A 16,316-nucleotide genomic window follows, 5' to 3' on the forward strand; every position below is an offset into this window, starting at 1 on the left:
GGCGTCGGTACCCAATGCGGCGATCGCGCGGCCAATCTCATCCGGTGAATCTTCCTGAACGAAGTGAATTCCCATAACCATGACCTCAATCTGAGCTGGCCGGGAACATGCAATCGAGCCCGCGTTTTCTACCGAATGCGGGCGCGTCACACAAGCCTTTGATGAAGACCTCAGCCTCTCCGAATTCGGACGCCTTGCCATACTCTGCGAAGTCACCAGTCAGGCAGAAAATGACAGGACACTTCGGGTCGTCATGGTTTAGATCTTCCGTCAGCTTCTCCGGCGCCGTAGGATAACCAGCACGTGCCGGCCTATCTCCAGAAGACGTCTTCGGCGGATTAAACCGATGCTTGTCTCCAAAATGAAGATCAGACAGATGGATGATGACCACCTGGTTTGTCCTCTGATCTGAAGTGATAATTGGCGGCATAAGGGAACGCGGCAGAGTATAGCATCTAATGCGATTGAGTTTACCAACACTCTTCTACCACTCGAACGCTTGGAATTGTCAGTACGCATCTTACACATCGTTCTGCCTTCGATCGCCGCTGCGCAGCCATCGGCCGCAAGATGAAGGCACTGGCGTCTGGGCGTTGTGCGCCTTGGCGTGCTTGTCGGCGGCGGTCATGAGTCCGAGAAAGGGGTTCGTCATAGGGGTCTGCTGGGCGGAGATAGATGCGGTGGTGAGGAGGACAGTGGTAAGGAGCTGCGATCGAATGGAGGGTAGCATGACGAGTGATGATAGTGGATCGAAGTTGATGGAGCGTGAACGGAGTCGACTTTAGGGGCGAAGTGAGGGATAACTGACGGCAAACGCGTTTAGCAGGACTAATCGCACCACTTCGGCTATCTCTCTCCAAACGATGCAACCGTTCTCGGCTCCAACCCTCCGGTCAACGTAGCCGAACTTCACAAGGCAGGCATCCGAGTCATTCCGTGGACCACGAATGACCCGGCAAAGATGCGCGCCCTCATCGACCGCCGCGTCGACGGCATCATCTCTGACTATCCGAACATCCTCCAACAGGTCGTCGCGGAGCAGAAGGCCGCTCACCCTGAAGAAGCTGAATACTTCAAGTCCTTCGTCGTCTCAGCCCATCGCGGAGGCCGCGGTCTCCGCCCTGAAAACACACTCCCATCCTTCGAGTCTGGCCTCGACCATCTTGCCACCGAACTTGAAACCGACACCGGAGTCACCAGCGACCACGTCTCCCTCATCTGGCACGATCAGTTCCTCAACCCGGAGTCATGCCGCCGCGTCGATGGCAGGCCTTACACTCGCGAAGAGCGCATCTACACCCGCGACATCACGCTTGCCGAAGCCCAGAGCACCTTCATCTGCGACAAGCTTCACCACGACCCCGCCTACGGCAACGCGAAGTTCGACGACCAGCAGAACGACCTCGCTCTCTCGCCTGTCGCTGTCGCCTTTGCGAAGCAGGAGAAGCTCATCAGCCCCTACGTTCCTACGTATGCCGAGCAGCTCTTCCGCTTCACGCGCTTCTACGCCGACTACTACAGCACCGGCCCCGGCAAATCGCACCCGGACGCCGCCGCGCGCGCCGCAAATGCTCGTACCGTGCGGTTCAATCTTGAGACGAAGATTACCCCGTTTCCTGAAGACGCAGCCGGACAGCCCCTTCCTCCGCTGCCCGAGCACACAGAGCCCAAGACGAATCACACCTTTGACCCGCAGACGTTTGTAACCGCGCTGTGCGGAGCCATCACCCGTAACCACATGGAGTCTCGCGCAGAAGTGCAGAGCTTCGACTTCCGCACTCTCATCCTCGTCGAAGAGCAGTTCCCGAAGATCCCAACCTACTACCTGACCGGTCCCCCGAACATGCTGAGTTCGGATTTCGTTCCCGCGGCTTTGCGTCAGTAATTTTTTGGTCACCACGCCGGATTTTTTTCTGGCGTGGTGGTTGTGGTGTTTTGCAGGGGTTTTTGGAAATTATGGTTGCGTAACGTGGTGTTTTGGCATGGTAAACATGGTGTAGATCGTGGTGAATGTGTGGCTGGAAACACCACAAATTTTGCGACGAAAAATACGCCACGTTTTTTAAACTTATTTTTGGATGTGTCCTGCCGGATGGGCTACCTGCGCGGGCGGCGGTCTCTTCGTGACGGGCATACCGGTTTCGCCCCGGGCCTCCCGATGGTCGAAAAAGATTTTTGATCGCGACCAACGGGAGCGCCAACCGAAGGGTATACAAGTCACGAAGTGACCGCCCCGCGCGTAGCGGGCTTCAAAGCCTAGAAGAGGCTTAGCTTGCGGGGCATTTCGATGCCTAGGTGCTCGTAGGCTAAGCGCGTGGCGACGCGCCCTCTTGGCGTCCGGTCCAAAAAGCCTATCTGGATGAGGAAGGGCTCGTAGACCTCTTCTAATGCGTCTTGTTCCTCGGCCAACGCTGCCGCGAGTGTGTTGAGGCCTACGGGGCCCCCGTCATACTTTTCAATGATGGTGCGGAGCAGGCGGCGATCAAGCTCATCGAAGCCATGGGCGTCTACTTCTAGCAGCGAGAGCGCGGCTTGCGCTGTCGGACGGTCGATGACTCCGTTGGCCCGCACCTGAGCGTAGTCGCGGACACGACGCAGGAGGCGGTTGGCGATACGTGGGGTACCACGGGAGCGCATGGCAATCTCGGCGGCGCCGTCGTGGTCGATGGGGACGCCCAGGACTTCGGCGGAGCGCTCGACTACGAAGCGGAGCTGGTCGTCGGTATAGAACTCGAGACGGAGAAGGATGCCGAAGCGGCTGCGCAGGGGCGAGGAGAGCAGGCCGGGGCGCGTGGTGGCGGCGACGAAGGTGAAGGGCCGAATCTCCATCACATGGGTGCGGGCCGCGGGGCCCTGGCCGATGATGATGTCGAGCTTGTAGTCCTCTAGCGCGGTGTAGAGCTTTTCCTCAAGGACGGGCTGGAGACGGTGTATCTCGTCGAGGAAAAGAACCTGCTTCTCGCGCAGATTGGTGAGGATGGCGGTTAGGTCGCCTTGAATTTGAAGGGCGGGGCCGGAGGTCTGCTGGTAGCCAACGGCCAGCTCGTTCGCGATGATAGTCGCCAGCGTGGTCTTGCCCAGGCCGGGAGGGCCGAAGAGGAGGACGTGGTCGAGCGCTTCGCCACGGGATTTCGCTGCTTCAAGGGCGATGGCGAGCTGTTCTTTCGCCTTTTCCTGGCCGATGAACTCGGCCAGGCGGGTTGGACGCAACTTGAGTTCGAAGGCGTCATCATCGTCGGCTTTGCCGGCGGAGACGAGCCGTTCGGCTTCCGTGGATCGTGCGTGTGTGAGATCTATCTTCGGCATGCCCTGAGGGCGATACTAAGGCGAAGAACGGCGGGAAGCAACTTTATGTGGGCGGTATGCCTTGAATGTCCCGCACCGAGGATGGTTTGAGTATGCCAATGATCAGATACGATGTTCATCTCAAACGGGGAATAGATAACTTCCCACAAGCCGACTTCACGTTACTGATTGTCACAGCTTCCGAAACCTCGTTTCCCGGGAACTGGGGATTAGTTTGCATTGGTCATTCGAGCGCCTTGATCAGGCCGATCTGGGTGGCCACTTTCTTTGGAGGGCAGTTTAATTTACCCGGTGGAAGGTCCGGATCCAGCGGGTCTCGTCAAAAAAGTGGAGCACGGTGTGGAGCGTGGAACTGGCTCTTTCTGACGCGGAAGTTTTGTACATATCGTCTTCGGGTGTTTCGAAAGACCAGTAGACGAAAAGTGGACGGCCGATGAGGTTGGCTCGGGGGACCAGGCCCCAGTAGCGGCTGTCGTAGCTATTGGTACGGTTGTCGCCCATGACGAAGTACATGCCGGGTGGAACGACGAGATCTTCACCCTGGATGTGGGCGAGAAGATCAAGCGACCACTCGGCGGTGACTTCGCGCCCTTTTGCTGGTGAGATAGCGGGGAATTCGTCGTTGTAGGGATCGTAATTAACCGAGGTGGGCTTGGCTGCGTACGGCTCGTCGAGTGAGACACCGTTACGGTAAACGATGCCGCCGCGGAGGTGGATGCGATCGCCGGGGATGCCAATGACGCGCTTCACAAGTATATCGTGCTGACCCTCGGGATTAGGTGCCGGACGGAAGAAGACGACGGGTTCGTCACGCCGGAGTTCGCGGTACGGGATAAGGTTCGTCCACGTGCTAGCGGGCGCCAGGGTTGCGCGCTCTACGATGACGTGGTCGCCGACGAGTAGAGTGCTGGCCATGGAAGCGGACGGAATGACGAAGTTTTGAAGTACGAAGCCCATGACAAAAGACCAGACGATGATCATGCTTGTGATGGAAGCCAGCCCTTCGAGATGAGTCTGTTCGCGAGGCTGTCGCTTACTGTCCTGTGGAGCGCTGGGTTGTTTTTTCTGCTTCGTCATGCGCTTTATTCTAGCTGTGAACAGGTCGATCATTCCCGATGTCGAGGAAGATGTTAGACAGAGTCTCTACGAGAACGCTATCCCTTGCCGAACTGCCAGAAAAGTCGGATTTTCGGCAATCCAGATCATCACCGATCAACGCTGTTCTCGGAGGCGTCGGCTCGGCCTCATCACGAAGGCAAAACCTTTACCTGGAAACGATCCTCTCCGGACCATCTCATGAGCCAGGGCTACATCGATGACAAAAAGGGACAGGCAACGGCGAAACAAATACGGGGATCCTTCACGCTGTTCAGGATGACGACTGCGAAGGTGTTTGCTGCACGTGGCTCGGGCAGGCTAATCGTGGAGGGAGTAGACGACTGAACCGTGCGGGGGGAGATCAACCTGGAAGGAGTTCAGCGCGCCCAGCTCTTTTCTTTGCCAGAGGTCGCGAACTTTGTATTGGGCGCGGTCGATGTAGCCGTATTCGGCGAAGGTCTTGTCGACGTGCATGGGGGTATCGCCGAGGTTGAAGATGGCGAGATAGCGCTTGTCCGCTTTGATGGATTGCGAGGTCCAGGTGACGAGGTCTCCGTCAGTGGTGCTCATGGTGGAGTTGGTGGAGTAGCGAGCCATATCGATGACGGCCTGATTGGTGAGTAGCGACGTCAGCGCATCGTCCATCTGCGTGAGATTTCCGCCGATGAACAGCGGCGAGCGTGCGATGGCCCAGAGCGTGATCATGGCGCGCTGCTCCTCTTGGGTAAGTCGAGAGTTGCGTGGTTTGCCCTCGCCTGGGTTGGGGCGGAGCTGGCCGATGGGGAGCATGTCGGCGTCAGGCCAGCTTCCCGGCCTTACGTGTTCGGCCCACTGGGCGAGAATGGGGAACTGACCTTTGATGCTCTGAGACCATGGCATCTCGGGGTCCTTGTCCCAGTGGTCCCATACGTCGTCCGAGATGCGCCACATCTGTGCGTTCTTGGCGACTTCGGTGGCATGCTCGAGCGGCGTTGGTCCGGGAGAGAGACTTAGCACCATGGGGCGGCCGGATTGCTCGATCGCTTTGTGAATCATGCGAATCTCGGCGCTCTTGTAGGGATGGCCGATGCAGTCCACCTTGATGTAGTCGACGCCCCAGGAGGCGTACTGCTTCATGAGCGCGTCGTACCAGGCCTGTCCGGCGGCGTTGGCTTTGACGCCGAAGTTGTCCGGGTTCCAGGAACAGGTATCGCTTGTGTCGGCGGCTGCACTGGCCCGATAGGAGGTGTTCCCGATGCGCGTGTTGGCCAGCACAGTCTTCTTGGGGATGCCGCGAAGGATGTGGATTCCGAATCGGAGGCCGTCGTCGTGTACTACGTCGCTGAGGGGTTTGAAGCCGCCGCCGCTGGCGGAAGAGGGAAAGCGGTTGGGCGCGGGCTCATACTGTCCGCGCAGGTTGAGGGTGTAGCGAAGGGCCTCCGGCATGGAGACGTTTTCCGGGTTCTGCAGATACCAGCCTTCATCGATGACGACGTACTGCCAGCCGAACTCTTTGAGCTGCGCTGCAAGGACGACTGTGTTGGCGCGGAACTGAGATTCGTTGATGGTGGCGCCGTAGGCGTCCCAGCTGTTCCATCCCATCGGCGGGGTCGGAGCGAGCGCCTTGTCCTGTGCACCGACTGGGGAGACCATCGGGGAGACCATCAACAGGAACGCCAGAACTACACCGAAGCGCTTCATCACCATGCGAATAAACATATCAAAATAAAAGTACTTCGGACGGCTGCGATGCGGGTAGGGACAGGTGCGCTGTTGGAGTGGATGGCCGCGTGGCGCCGGGAAGATGCGATTAGACTGATCGTGTCGAAGAATGTCGTACTCGAGGAGCATGAATTTGATGAAGATTCGTTTTGCTGTCGCTGTGGTTGCCTCGGTTTTCTGCCTTTCTGAAGGGCTAATGGCGCAGTCGATTCCGCCTGCCGTGAAGGCGGCGGAGGCGTCGATTGACGGTGAGAAGATTCGTGCGCAGGTGAGATTTCTTGCCGATGATCTGCTGGAGGGCCGCGGGCCGGGGCTGCGTGGGAGCGAGATTGCGGCGAAGTACATTGCGACGCAATTTGCGCTGTATGGACTGAAGCCGGGCGGGGACAACGGGACGTATCTGCAGCAGATCAACTTTGTCGGCACGAAGGTGATTCCGGAGAAGACGACGATGTCGCTGATTCCGAAGAAACCTGCGGGGAATTCGATTGATCTGTATTCGATCGACCTGAAGTATGCGGACGACTATACGGTGAGCAATCGCATGCTGACGCCGAGTGTCGATGTTGATGCTCCGATTGTGTTTGTTGGGTATGGCGTGGATGCGCCGGAGTTTCAGTGGAACGACTATGCGGGTGTGGATGTGAAGGGGAAGGTGATTCTTTGCATTGTGGGCGATCCACCTTCGACTGACCCGAACTTTTTTGGCGGCGACGCGCTGACCTACTACGGGCGCTGGACATACAAGTTTGAAGAGGCGGCGCGGAAGGGTGCGGTGGGCGCGCTGATTATTCATCGCACGGATCTGGCGAGCTATGGCTGGGATGTGGTGAAGAACTCGAATACGAGCGAGAAGACTTATCTGCGGGATGACAAGAATCCGCAGCTGGAGGCGGCGAGCTGGATTCAGCTGGATGTGGCGAAGAAGATCTTTGCGTCGAGTGGGATGGATGCGGATGCGGAGATTGTTGCGGCGGGGAAGCGCGGGTTCAAGGCGGTGGAGTTGCCGGTGCGTCTGAAGGCGCATATTGAGAGCACGGTACGGTCGTTCCAGTCGCCGAATGTGGTGGGGATTTTGCCGGGTGCGAATGCCGGGGGCAAAGACCAGGCTGTGATGTATACGGCGCACTACGACCATTTAGGGTTTGTGCCGGGGATGGCTGGCGACAATATCTATAACGGTGCTGCGGATAATGGTACGGGCTGCGGGATGCTGCTGGAGATGGCGCGGGCGTGGGCGCAGTCGGGCATGACGTTGCCGCATTCGATCGTCTTCGCGTCGGTGACGGCGGAGGAGCAGGGGTTGCTGGGGTCGGAGTATCTGGGACAGCACCCGCCGATTCCTGCGGGGCAGATTGCGCTGGATATTAATTACGACATGATTCTGCCGATTGGCGTGCCGCTGGAGACGAATGTGAACGGCGCGCAGAGGACTACGTTTTATCCGACCGTGGAGGCTACGGCGAAGAGATTTAATCTTGCGATTGTGCCTGATCCTCGGCCTTCGGCGGGGAGCTACTACCGCTCAGACCACTTCAGCCTCTCGCGTGTGGGGATTCCGGCGTTCTCGATTGAGACGGGGAATCTTTATGAAGGGCATGATGCTGCGTGGGGACACAAGCAACATGAAGACTTCACGGAGCATGACTATCACAACTTCAGCGACAACTTTCATGAGGATTGGGACTTCAGCGGGAACGCGAAGCTCGACCGCTTTGGGATGGAGCTGGGGTGGGAGGCCTTGAGCGCGCCGACGATCATCCAGTGGAAGGCTAAGGATGAGTTCGAAGCAGCGCGGAAGGCTAGCCAGGGTACGAAGTAGGCTTAGTAGAAGTCGGCGCAACTGAGGAAGAAGCCGCAGGTCCGGCAGACGAGCTTGCAGCGGCTGTCTTCGAGACGCGAAGAGCAGGTGGGGCAGAAGCGCGAGTGATGCTCGGCAGGGAGAGAGGGGATCGGGCAGGTCGCGGTCTGATTGGTTGCGTCTTCGGGCGCTGATGTCGTCAACATTCCGAGATGCTACCGCAGACGGAGAGATTTTCAAGGTCCTTTGGTTCAAGCGGCGCATCGAAGGAGGTAATGTTGATTTGTAACAGTTGAAACCAAAGGAGAAATACGATGGATCGCACTGGCAGCGCAGTATGGCACGGCAAGATTATGGATGGCACTGGCACGATTTCAACCCAGAGCGGCACGTTGAAGGATACGCAGTACAGCTTCAAGACGCGTTTTGCCGATGGCGTGGGTACAAACCCCGAAGAGCTGATCGCAGCGGCGCACGCGGGGTGCTTCACGATGGCGCTTAGCGGACAGCTTACCGAAGCGGGATTTACTCCCGACACGATTGAGACGACCGCGGTGCTGACCCTCGATGTTCATGGCGCGCCGACGATCACGAAGATTCACCTGACCACGAAGGCGAAGATTCCTGGCATCGATAAGGCGAAGTTCGATGAGCTGGCGCATAATGCCGAGGTTGGCTGCCCGGTGTCGAAGGTGCTGAAGGCTGCGACGATTACGCTCGACGCGACTTTGGTCTAATCAGGGGCGCAGTTTGAAGTTTACAGGGAAAGGCACGGGCGATCGTCTCGTGCCTTTTTCTTGTCATGCTGGTGGCGGGCAGCCAGCCTCAAGGAGCTGAGCTATCACCTCGTTTGCAGCTAGTGGGTATGGGTGTGGTCGTGCCCATGACTATGCCCGTGTGCCCCGACTTCTTCGGGCTCCGGCGGAGCGGAACAACCATGGGTGGTCTCGCAGTCGGTGATTTCGAACTGGATGGTGGTGTGAGTGATCTGGAAGCGATCGCGCAAGGCACATTTGATATCCGTCAGAATATTGCCGCACTCGGACATGGGCATTTCGGCGATGGTGACGTGGCTGGCGAGCGCATGCGACTTCGAGCCGAGGCTCCAGACATGGAGGTCGTGCACGTTGAGGACACCATCGACGGAGGCCATGGCCTGACGAATTTCGCCGAGTTGCAGGTTGCGGGGCGTGCCTTCGAGCAGGATATTCAGTGTCTCGCGAATAATGCCGGCCGAACTCCAGAGAATCATCGCGGCGATGAGGATGGAGAGCACGGGATCGATCCATGACATTCCGGTGAAGAATATGGCTGCGCCGCCAGCGATAACCGCTGCGGTGGAGAGCGTGTCGCCGAGCATGTGGAGGAAGACGCTACGGATGTTGACGTCGCCTGATGACTTCCAGAGCAGGGCGGCGACAGTGCCGTTCATCAGAACGCCAGCCGCGGCGACGTACATCATCAGCTTGGGCTGCACTGCGACCGGCTCGCTGAAGCGATGGATCGCGGAGATCGCAATCCATACCGAGAGCACGATGAGGGTGGCGGCGTTGACGAATGCGGCCAGAACGCCGGCTCGCTGATAGCCGAAGGTCTTCTGATCGGTGGCCGGGCGAGCTTGAAAGTAGACGGCTACGAACGAGAGCACGATGGCCAGCAGGTCGCTGACGTTATGGCCCGCCTCAGAGATAAGGGCCAGGGAGTGAGCGCGCAGACCGAAGTAGAAGGTCGCTCCGACGTATGCCAGCGTGAGCATCATCGATAGCTGCAAAACCCGCTGCATCTTGCTATTCGGAGTTGCGACCATGTGCATGAGATTAAGTGTAGTCTGCGCGGGGGTTAGGTTCAATCGACAAGGGTTACGGCACCGTTACAGAGAGATACCCGCTGCGCGCGGGGCGGTCACTTCGTGACTTGTATACCGGCTTCGCCCAGGGCCTCCCGATGGTCGGCAAAAGATTCTTGATCGCGACCAACGGGAGCGCCAACCGAAGGGGTATACACGTCACGAAGTGACCGCCGCCCGCGCAGGGCCTAAACCGCGTTGCCGAGTTCATCCTCTTCCGAGGGATAAGGCACGGGGGGACGGGCGCCTAGTCGCAAGCCGCTCCATGTTTCAGCTACGACGATACTGTTCGCTGGATTTTGTGGAGCGTAGCGAACCTGGATCGGGAGATCGGTGCGGACGCCGTAAACCAGTTCGGGAAGCATGGTGACGTCCTGCGCGCACTCGTAGGTTACGCCTGCGATGCGGTAGACGTAGACGATCATCTCGGGTGTCATAGGACCCTGGCGGACTGGCTCTGGATCGTCTGCAAGGTCGAGCGCCGGTTTGCGAACCTCCGCGATCATGGTGTCCATGATGGTTCCGTCGGTAATACGCCCGGTTCGTGCCAATAGCTCGCGACGCTCTCGCTCCAACTCTTCAGCCGATGGCTTGCGGCGGGTAAGAGCGTAGGTGGTGACACCGATTGCTGCGGCGGTCGTTGCACCAATGGCGATGAGGACTCTCGGCGAACGGAGGGCGAGCGGCAGATGGGTTGTAATCAGCGAAAACACAGTCTCTGCCCAAAAGCATAGTCCATGGCAGGGCGATCGTCAGCGATAAGGTGCTGTATCAGTACACAACTTTCCGGGTATGGAACCGGCAAGCGACTTCGAGGGATAGGTTCGCTCGCACGATATACTGGAGATTGCCCATGAAGCGAGCCTCTTCTTCCCGCACCAAGTCGCCTGTTGTTGTAAAACAAGCCTCCACTCTTCTGTCCGGTCTTGCCCATCCTCTGGATCTTGGCGAGGGGCGGAGAATTCGTTCGACCACCGTGATCTGCGTGCGCCGCGGCGACTCTGTCGTGATGGCGGCTGACGGACAGGTGTCGTTGGGAGCCACCATCATGAAGGGAACGGCGAAGAAGATACGCCGTCTCTATCAGGATAAGGTTCTGGCGGGGTTTGCGGGATCGACCGCGGATGCGTTCTCGCTGTTTGCGCGGTTCGAGGGGAAGCTGGAGCAGTATGCCGGCAATCTGGGACGAGCGGCCGTGGAGTTAGCCAAGGATTGGCGTACCGATAAGATGCTGCGGCAGTTAGAGGCGCTGTTGATTGTCGCCGACCCGAAGTACACCTTTCTGATCTCGGGCACCGGCGACGTGATCGATCCGGACGAGGGGATTGCGACGATCGGGTCGGGTGGCAGCTTCGCGCTGGCCAGTGCGAGAGCTCTGATGGAAAACACAGATTTAAGCGCCCGTGAGATCGCGGTGAAGAGTCTAAGGATTGCGGGCCAGATCTGCGTTTACACCAACGACCAGATGACGGTCGAAGAGCTGAAGACCGAACCCACAGCGAACCAGTAGCGTCGGCCATTCGTAGAACCCCTAAAGTTTCGTCGCAGCGATATGCGACCAGGAGTACGGCAAGATGGCAATTTTTTTACCCGGAGCAGCAGAAGATCAGGCACTTGCGCTCGATGAGATGACACCGCGAGAGATCGTCGCGGAGCTTGATAAATATGTGGTTGGACAACATGCGGCCAAGCGGGCAGTGGCGATTGCGCTGCGCAACCGCATGCGCAGGCAGAAGCTTTCGCCGGAGCTGGCGGACGAGATCATGCCGAAGAACATCATTATGATTGGGCCGACGGGCGTAGGCAAGACAGAGATTGCGCGGCGGCTGGCGAAGCTGACGAACTCGCCGTTTCTGAAGGTTGAAGCCTCGAAGTTCACCGAGGTGGGTTATGTGGGGCGCGATGTGGAGTCGATTGTGCGCGATCTGGTGGAGATCGCGATCGACATGGTTCGCGAAGAGAAGATGGAAGAGGTGGAGGACAAGGCAGAGCTTGCGGCTGAGGATCGACTGATCGATCTGCTACTGCCTCCGACGCCGTCTACGACACCTGCGGCCGCTACGACAGCGGCTGCGGCCACGCACGAGCCCGGGAGCAACGTAATTCAGCTTCCTACTGCGGCTTCGGTGGATGACAACGAGGAGAAGCCGGGAGACCGCGAGCACCGGACGAGGGAGAAGCTGCGGCAGCAGTTTCGTGAGGGCAAGTTGGATGAGCGCACGGTGGAGCTGGATGTGCGCGACCGTAACCAGCCCAGCTTTGAGGTGATCTCCAACCAGGGTTCGGAGGAGATGGATATCAACCTGAAGGACATGCTGCCGGGCCTGTTTGGGCAGCGCACGAAGAAGCGCAAGATGAAGGTTGTTGAGGCCTTCGACTACCTGGTGCAGGAAGAAGAGAACCGGCTGATCGATATGGATCAGGTGACTCGGCTTGCGGTGGAGCGAGTGGAAGATTCTGGGATTGTGTTTCTGGATGAGATCGACAAGATTGCAGGCCGTGAAGGCGGGCATGGACCGGATGTTTCGCGCGAGGGTGTGCAGCGGGATATTCTTCCGATCGTTGAAGGCACTACGGTTAGTACGAAGTATGGGATGGTCTCAACCGATCACATTCTGTTTATTGCGGCTGGAGCTTTTCATGTTTCGAAGCCGAGCGATCTGATTCCGGAGTTGCAGGGGCGGTTTCCAATTCGCGTTGAGCTGAATTCGTTGACGGTGAATGATTTTATTCGCATTCTTACGGAGCCGAAGTCGTCATTGGTGAAGCAGTCCGTGGCGTTGCTGGAGACGGAAGGGCTGAAGCTGGAGTTTACGAAGGAAGCGATTGCAGAGATGGCGCAGTTTGCCTTCAAGGTGAACGAAACTACTGAGAACATTGGGGCTCGCAGGCTGCATACGATTCTTGAGCGCGTTCTCGACGAGATCAGCTTCCAGGCGCCGGATCTGTTCAAGAGCCCAAGGGCGGAGATTACCGAAGAGGGTGTGGTGGGCGAGGTTCCTGTGTCTGCTTCGCTTACGTCTGAGGCGCAGGTGCCATCGCCTCCACTGCCGGTGATCGAGCGACAGACCGCAACGGGCGTGGAGAAGGTCGTCGTGGTGGACCCTGAGTATGTGCGGCAACAGGTGGCTTCGATTGTGAAGGATCAGGATCTGTCGCGGTATATCTTGTAATTTTCTGAAGCGGTGAAGAGACCGGCGTGAGGGTGCGCCGGCCTTTGAATTTGATCTGGGCCTTCGCACCGAATCGCGAGACAAGACTTTTACAAATGATTTTTAGGTCGGTTTTGGGCGACTTGGCGGCTTAGAGGCTGGATTTCAACGTTTTTGATTGCGTTGTGTCTGATCCTTGTCATTCGTCCGTCAGGCGTAGCAACTTATTGAGCCACATGGGGTTCAATGGTCAAGCGTAGTTCGATACCATTGTGACGTTAACGTCTCTGTCTCATCTAAATGAACAGAGGTTTTATGAAATGCCAAGGCTAACTTCACTTCTCTCCCTTGCCCTGGCGACTCTGTTTGTGCCGGCTTTTGGACAGCAGCCCGGCGCGAACCCAGCCCGCCCAGGAACTCTCAATTACGTAGAAGGCCAGGCTTCGATTGATGGCCAACAGGTTACGGCGCGCTCTGTGGGCCAGGCCAATGTGGAAGCTGGGCAGTATCTGGCGACCGCGGACGGTAAGGCGGAGATGCTGTTGACGCCGGGCATCTTCCTGCGGCTGGATAAGAACAGCACGGTGAAGATGATACGGCCGGACCTGACCCACACCGAGGTGTCGGTCGAGCGAGGACGTGCAGAGGTAGAGGCCGACCAGCTCTACCCGCAGAACAGAATCCTGATCGATCAGAAGGGCGGTCAGACGCAGATTCTGAAGAATGGTCTGTATGAATTCAATGCAGATGCGAATACAGTGCGGGCCTTTGACGGCAAGGCTGCGGTTTATCCCGGCACTGATCTCGAAAGCAATGTGAAGCCGATTGAAGTGAAGGGCGGACACCAGCTTGCGCTGACGGGCGAGCGTGTGAAGCCTGTGGGCTTCGACAAAGACCGCTCACAGGACGATCTCTATCGCTGGAGTCAACTGCGCTCGCAGTATCTTGGCGAGGCGAATGTCGATCTGGCAGCGCAGTATGCGGGATATGGGCCTGCCTACGGCTACGGCGGATTCGCGCCGGGCTGGGCATGGGATCCCTATCTTTATGGATATGACTGGCTGCCTGGCGGCGGACCGTTCTTCAGTCCTTTCGGCTTTGGCTTCTATTCTCCGTATTACCTGTATGGCGGCGGCTTCGTCTATGGCCGAGGCTTCTATGGGCGTGGTTATGGTTATCGCGGGGGGTATGGATTCAGTGGTGTAAGAGCCGGGTACCGTGGAGCAGCGGTCGCGAATGGCGGTTTCCATGGCGGCAGCGCTGGTTTTCAGGGCGGTGGCGGCGGCTTCCACGGCGGTGGTGGTGGAGGAGGAGGTCATCGGTAGTACAAAGCAGAAAATAGAACGGAAGGCTGGCGATCGAGAGACAAGCGCCAGCCCTCTCTGTTTGCAACCACTGTCGTACAGCACCGTAGCGGCCGGACCGATGCGGTAGGGATTCTTCAGTAGAGTTCTAATGTTGACTAGCGAACTTCCTGTGTAACGGTTTGTAGATTGTGATCACTAAACCATTGCGTATGACATCTTTTCGGCGGACTTAAGTGTGTTAGTCGACCGAACGCGAAATTGCAGAACTCACTACAACGTTTGAATGAGGTGAAGTGCCAGCGGGAAGTTGGTTTGAGGTAGCGATGTAGTGTATTTTTATGTTTGGTTTCTTCTGAAATACCGCATAATTGTGCGACAAACGACGTCTGAATGTCTGTTGGACCGAAAGCTAACACGGGCCCCGCGCAATAAATTCAGCTAGTTTGAGACCCGGGCGGGCGGGTTAGATGCATGTGAGTCTGTAGATTTTTCTGCCGTCTTCAGAAACTTCGAGGCCGCAGTTGCCCATAGCAGCAGAGCGCTGCAGAGTTCTCATTCTGGGCTGTTCTTCGTCTCAATTTTCTCAGTTATGTAAAAAAAATGATTTTGCCATCGCGCTGATGGTGCCTGGTGGACTATGGTTCAGATTCAGGTTTCAGGAATTTAAGGTGATGGCACTCGTTCTGTCACCGAGCGGTAGCAAACGCATCCCGCGAGGCCTCGGGTTGAGGTCAAATCCAAGTGCGATGATGCCCGGGTCCCGATGAACTTTTCTTTTCTTCCCGATCTTCTGGCGTTGATGATTTTGATCTTTATTCTGGTCCTGCTGCGCCGGCGGCATCCTCAGGAGCGCGCGGATCTGTGGCTGCTGGGCCTGTTTTTCACTCTGGTGGAAGCGGCTGCGCATACGTTTTACGCACAGAACGGACCACCGCAGAAGATTCTTCATGTCATCGTGATGGACTGCTACCTGCTGACCGGAATGATCTTCGTATGGGCTGCGGGAGTTCACCCTGTCTCGAAGGCTTCGCGGCTGCTGTATCTTTCGCTGAACGGCCTGCCGCTGCTGGCGCTCTGCACGGTCTATGGATTGCACCTGAACAAGGGGATCGCGTTCTTCCCGTGCATGGCCGCGGGAATGGTGATTGGCGTTTCAACATCCCTCTATCTGCGCCGTAGCTGGACGGTGGCCGTGTTGCATGTATGCGGGTGGATGGCGATGGGATACCTGATCCATATCTCCGACTACCGGGCGGCGGTGTACTGGAGCCTGTGCTGCGTGTATGCGACTGCGGCGGTGAACTTCCAGAGAAGGCTGCCGGCAGGAAGCACGGGGAAGCTGGCAATTGTGACGGGTTTTACGATCTGGTCGTTGTGCCTGCTGCTGCATCCCTGGATCGTGCAGTATCGCGAGTATGCCGATATCGCGTCACACATTTGGAATATGCAGAAGTCGCTGATCTCAATCGGCATGATTCTGGTGATGCTGGAGGAGCAGGTATCAAGCAACGAATGGCTGGCGCTCCATGACGAGTTGACCGGATTGCCGAACCGGCGTCTGTTTGCAGACCGGCTGACGACAGCGATCGAACGCGCCAACCGAACAGGCACGCGGCTGGCGCTGATTATTCTGGACCTGAACGGCTTCAAGAAGATCAACGACACGCTGGGACACCAGGCGGGCGATCAGGTACTGCGTGAGGTGTCGACGAATCTACGCAAAAGCGTACGGTCGTCCGATACGTTGGCGCGGCTGGGTGGGGATGAGTTCGTAATCGTGGCGGCCGATATAGAACGACAGCAGTCTCTCGATCATTTTATGGAGGCCGTGCAGCGAGCGCTGAACCGTTCCATCCTGGTTGAAGGCAGGCCGATGGTGGTGACCGCGAGCATGGGCATGGCGATGTACCCGGAGGACGCGCAGGATTCTATCCGGTTAGTGCGGGTGGCGGACCAGAGAATGTATACGCTGAAGCAGAGGCCGGGGGCTCAACCGGTGAAGAGTGCAGCTGGGCTGACTGCGACGGCAGCGGATTCCCAGCTGGCCGCGGTGGCGAGCGCGCAGCGATAGAGTGCAGGATGTGGCGAGGTGAAGAAAAGGCAGG

At 57.7% G+C, this 16,316-nt stretch carries 14 protein-coding genes and 1 pseudogene; 8 read left to right on the forward strand and 7 right to left on the reverse strand.

The genetic code is table 11. From position 1 onward, the window contains the following. Window positions 1–520 precede the first annotated feature (520 nt). Complete coding sequence (locus RBB76_RS09045) at window positions 521–652, reverse strand: hypothetical protein (protein ID WP_429627748.1); 132 nt, start codon at window positions 650–652, stop codon at window positions 521–523. A gap of 249 nt (window positions 653–901) precedes the next feature. Between RBB76_RS09045 and RBB76_RS09050 the strand changes: the two are divergent. Both RBB76_RS09050 and RBB76_RS09055 read left to right on the forward strand, forming a co-directional pair. Then, window positions 902–1,003, forward strand: a pseudogene (locus RBB76_RS09050) (glycerophosphodiester phosphodiesterase family protein); the annotation flags it as partial. Window positions 1,004–1,015: 12 nt separating this feature from the next. Next, entirely contained in the window at window positions 1,016–1,885 is an 870-nt protein-coding gene (locus RBB76_RS09055) for a glycerophosphodiester phosphodiesterase family protein (RefSeq protein ID WP_433963564.1), read from the forward strand. A 371-nt stretch (window positions 1,886–2,256) separates the two neighbouring features. Here the strand turns inward: RBB76_RS09055 and ruvB are convergent, their stop codons facing one another. From ruvB to RBB76_RS09070, 3 genes are all read right to left on the reverse strand, one after another. Further along, window positions 2,257–3,306 carry a Holliday junction branch migration DNA helicase RuvB gene (ruvB, locus tag RBB76_RS09060; protein WP_429627746.1) on the reverse strand — a complete coding sequence of 350 codons (1,050 nt, stop codon included), beginning with the start codon at window positions 3,304–3,306 and terminating at the stop codon, window positions 2,257–2,259. A gap of 279 nt (window positions 3,307–3,585) precedes the next feature. Next, the gene (gene lepB, locus RBB76_RS09065; protein ID WP_429627745.1) at window positions 3,586–4,383 is read right to left on the reverse strand and encodes a signal peptidase I; all 798 of its coding nucleotides are present in this window, start codon (window positions 4,381–4,383) and stop codon (window positions 3,586–3,588) included. A gap of 339 nt (window positions 4,384–4,722) precedes the next feature. Further along, a complete protein-coding gene (locus RBB76_RS09070) occupies window positions 4,723–6,234 on the reverse strand; it encodes a glycoside hydrolase family 27 protein (RefSeq protein WP_429627744.1) in 1,512 nt (503 codons plus the stop codon). A gap of 7 nt (window positions 6,235–6,241) precedes the next feature. Between RBB76_RS09070 and RBB76_RS09075 the strand changes: the two genes are divergently transcribed. Then, the gene (locus tag RBB76_RS09075) at window positions 6,242–7,927 is read left to right on the forward strand and encodes a M28 family peptidase (RefSeq protein WP_429627743.1); all 1,686 of its coding nucleotides are present in this window, start codon (window positions 6,242–6,244) and stop codon (window positions 7,925–7,927) included. Between the two features lie 2 nt (window positions 7,928–7,929). On the opposite strand, the gene RBB76_RS09080 is transcribed toward RBB76_RS09075, so the two are convergent. Then, a complete protein-coding gene (locus RBB76_RS09080; protein ID WP_429627742.1) occupies window positions 7,930–8,112 on the reverse strand; it encodes a hypothetical protein in 183 nt (60 codons plus the stop codon). A gap of 108 nt (window positions 8,113–8,220) precedes the next feature. On the opposite strand from RBB76_RS09080, the gene RBB76_RS09085 reads away from it, so the two are divergent. After that, window positions 8,221–8,643 carry an OsmC family protein gene (locus RBB76_RS09085; protein ID WP_183790513.1) on the forward strand — a complete coding sequence of 141 codons (423 nt, stop codon included), beginning with the start codon at window positions 8,221–8,223 and terminating at the stop codon, window positions 8,641–8,643. Window positions 8,644–8,762: 119 nt separating this feature from the next. On the opposite strand, the gene RBB76_RS09090 is transcribed toward RBB76_RS09085, so the two are convergent. Continuing rightward, on the reverse strand, window positions 8,763–9,689 hold the full coding sequence (locus RBB76_RS09090) for a cation diffusion facilitator family transporter (protein WP_429627741.1): 927 nt from the start codon (window positions 9,687–9,689) through the stop codon (window positions 8,763–8,765). Between the two features lie 251 nt (window positions 9,690–9,940). Next, window positions 9,941–10,465 (reverse strand): hypothetical protein, encoded by a 525-nt coding sequence (locus tag RBB76_RS09095; RefSeq protein ID WP_429627740.1) that lies wholly within the window; start codon window positions 10,463–10,465, stop codon window positions 9,941–9,943. A gap of 140 nt (window positions 10,466–10,605) precedes the next feature. Here RBB76_RS09095 and hslV point away from each other — a divergent pair, with 140 nt between their 5' ends. The 4 genes from hslV to RBB76_RS09115 all read left to right on the forward strand — a co-directional run bounded on the left by hslV (window position 10,606) and on the right by RBB76_RS09115 (window position 16,282). Beyond that, window positions 10,606–11,262: an ATP-dependent protease subunit HslV gene (gene hslV / locus RBB76_RS09100; RefSeq protein WP_429627739.1), complete on the forward strand. Its 657-nt coding sequence runs from the start codon at window positions 10,606–10,608 to the stop codon at window positions 11,260–11,262. 64 nt (window positions 11,263–11,326) lie between these two features. Beyond that, complete coding sequence (gene hslU / locus RBB76_RS09105; RefSeq protein ID WP_429627738.1) at window positions 11,327–12,925, forward strand: ATP-dependent protease ATPase subunit HslU; 1,599 nt, start codon at window positions 11,327–11,329, stop codon at window positions 12,923–12,925. Window positions 12,926–13,224: 299 nt separating this feature from the next. Beyond that, window positions 13,225–14,229 carry a FecR domain-containing protein gene (locus RBB76_RS09110; RefSeq protein WP_429627737.1) on the forward strand — a complete coding sequence of 335 codons (1,005 nt, stop codon included), beginning with the start codon at window positions 13,225–13,227 and terminating at the stop codon, window positions 14,227–14,229. A 745-nt stretch (window positions 14,230–14,974) separates the two neighbouring features. Next, the gene (locus RBB76_RS09115) at window positions 14,975–16,282 is read left to right on the forward strand and encodes a diguanylate cyclase domain-containing protein (protein ID WP_429627736.1); all 1,308 of its coding nucleotides are present in this window, start codon (window positions 14,975–14,977) and stop codon (window positions 16,280–16,282) included. Window positions 16,283–16,316 lie beyond the last annotated feature (34 nt).

Origin of the sequence: Tunturiibacter psychrotolerans (assembly GCF_051013365.1) — a bacterium.
Lineage (GTDB): Bacteria > Acidobacteriota > Terriglobia > Terriglobales > Acidobacteriaceae > Edaphobacter > Edaphobacter psychrotolerans_A.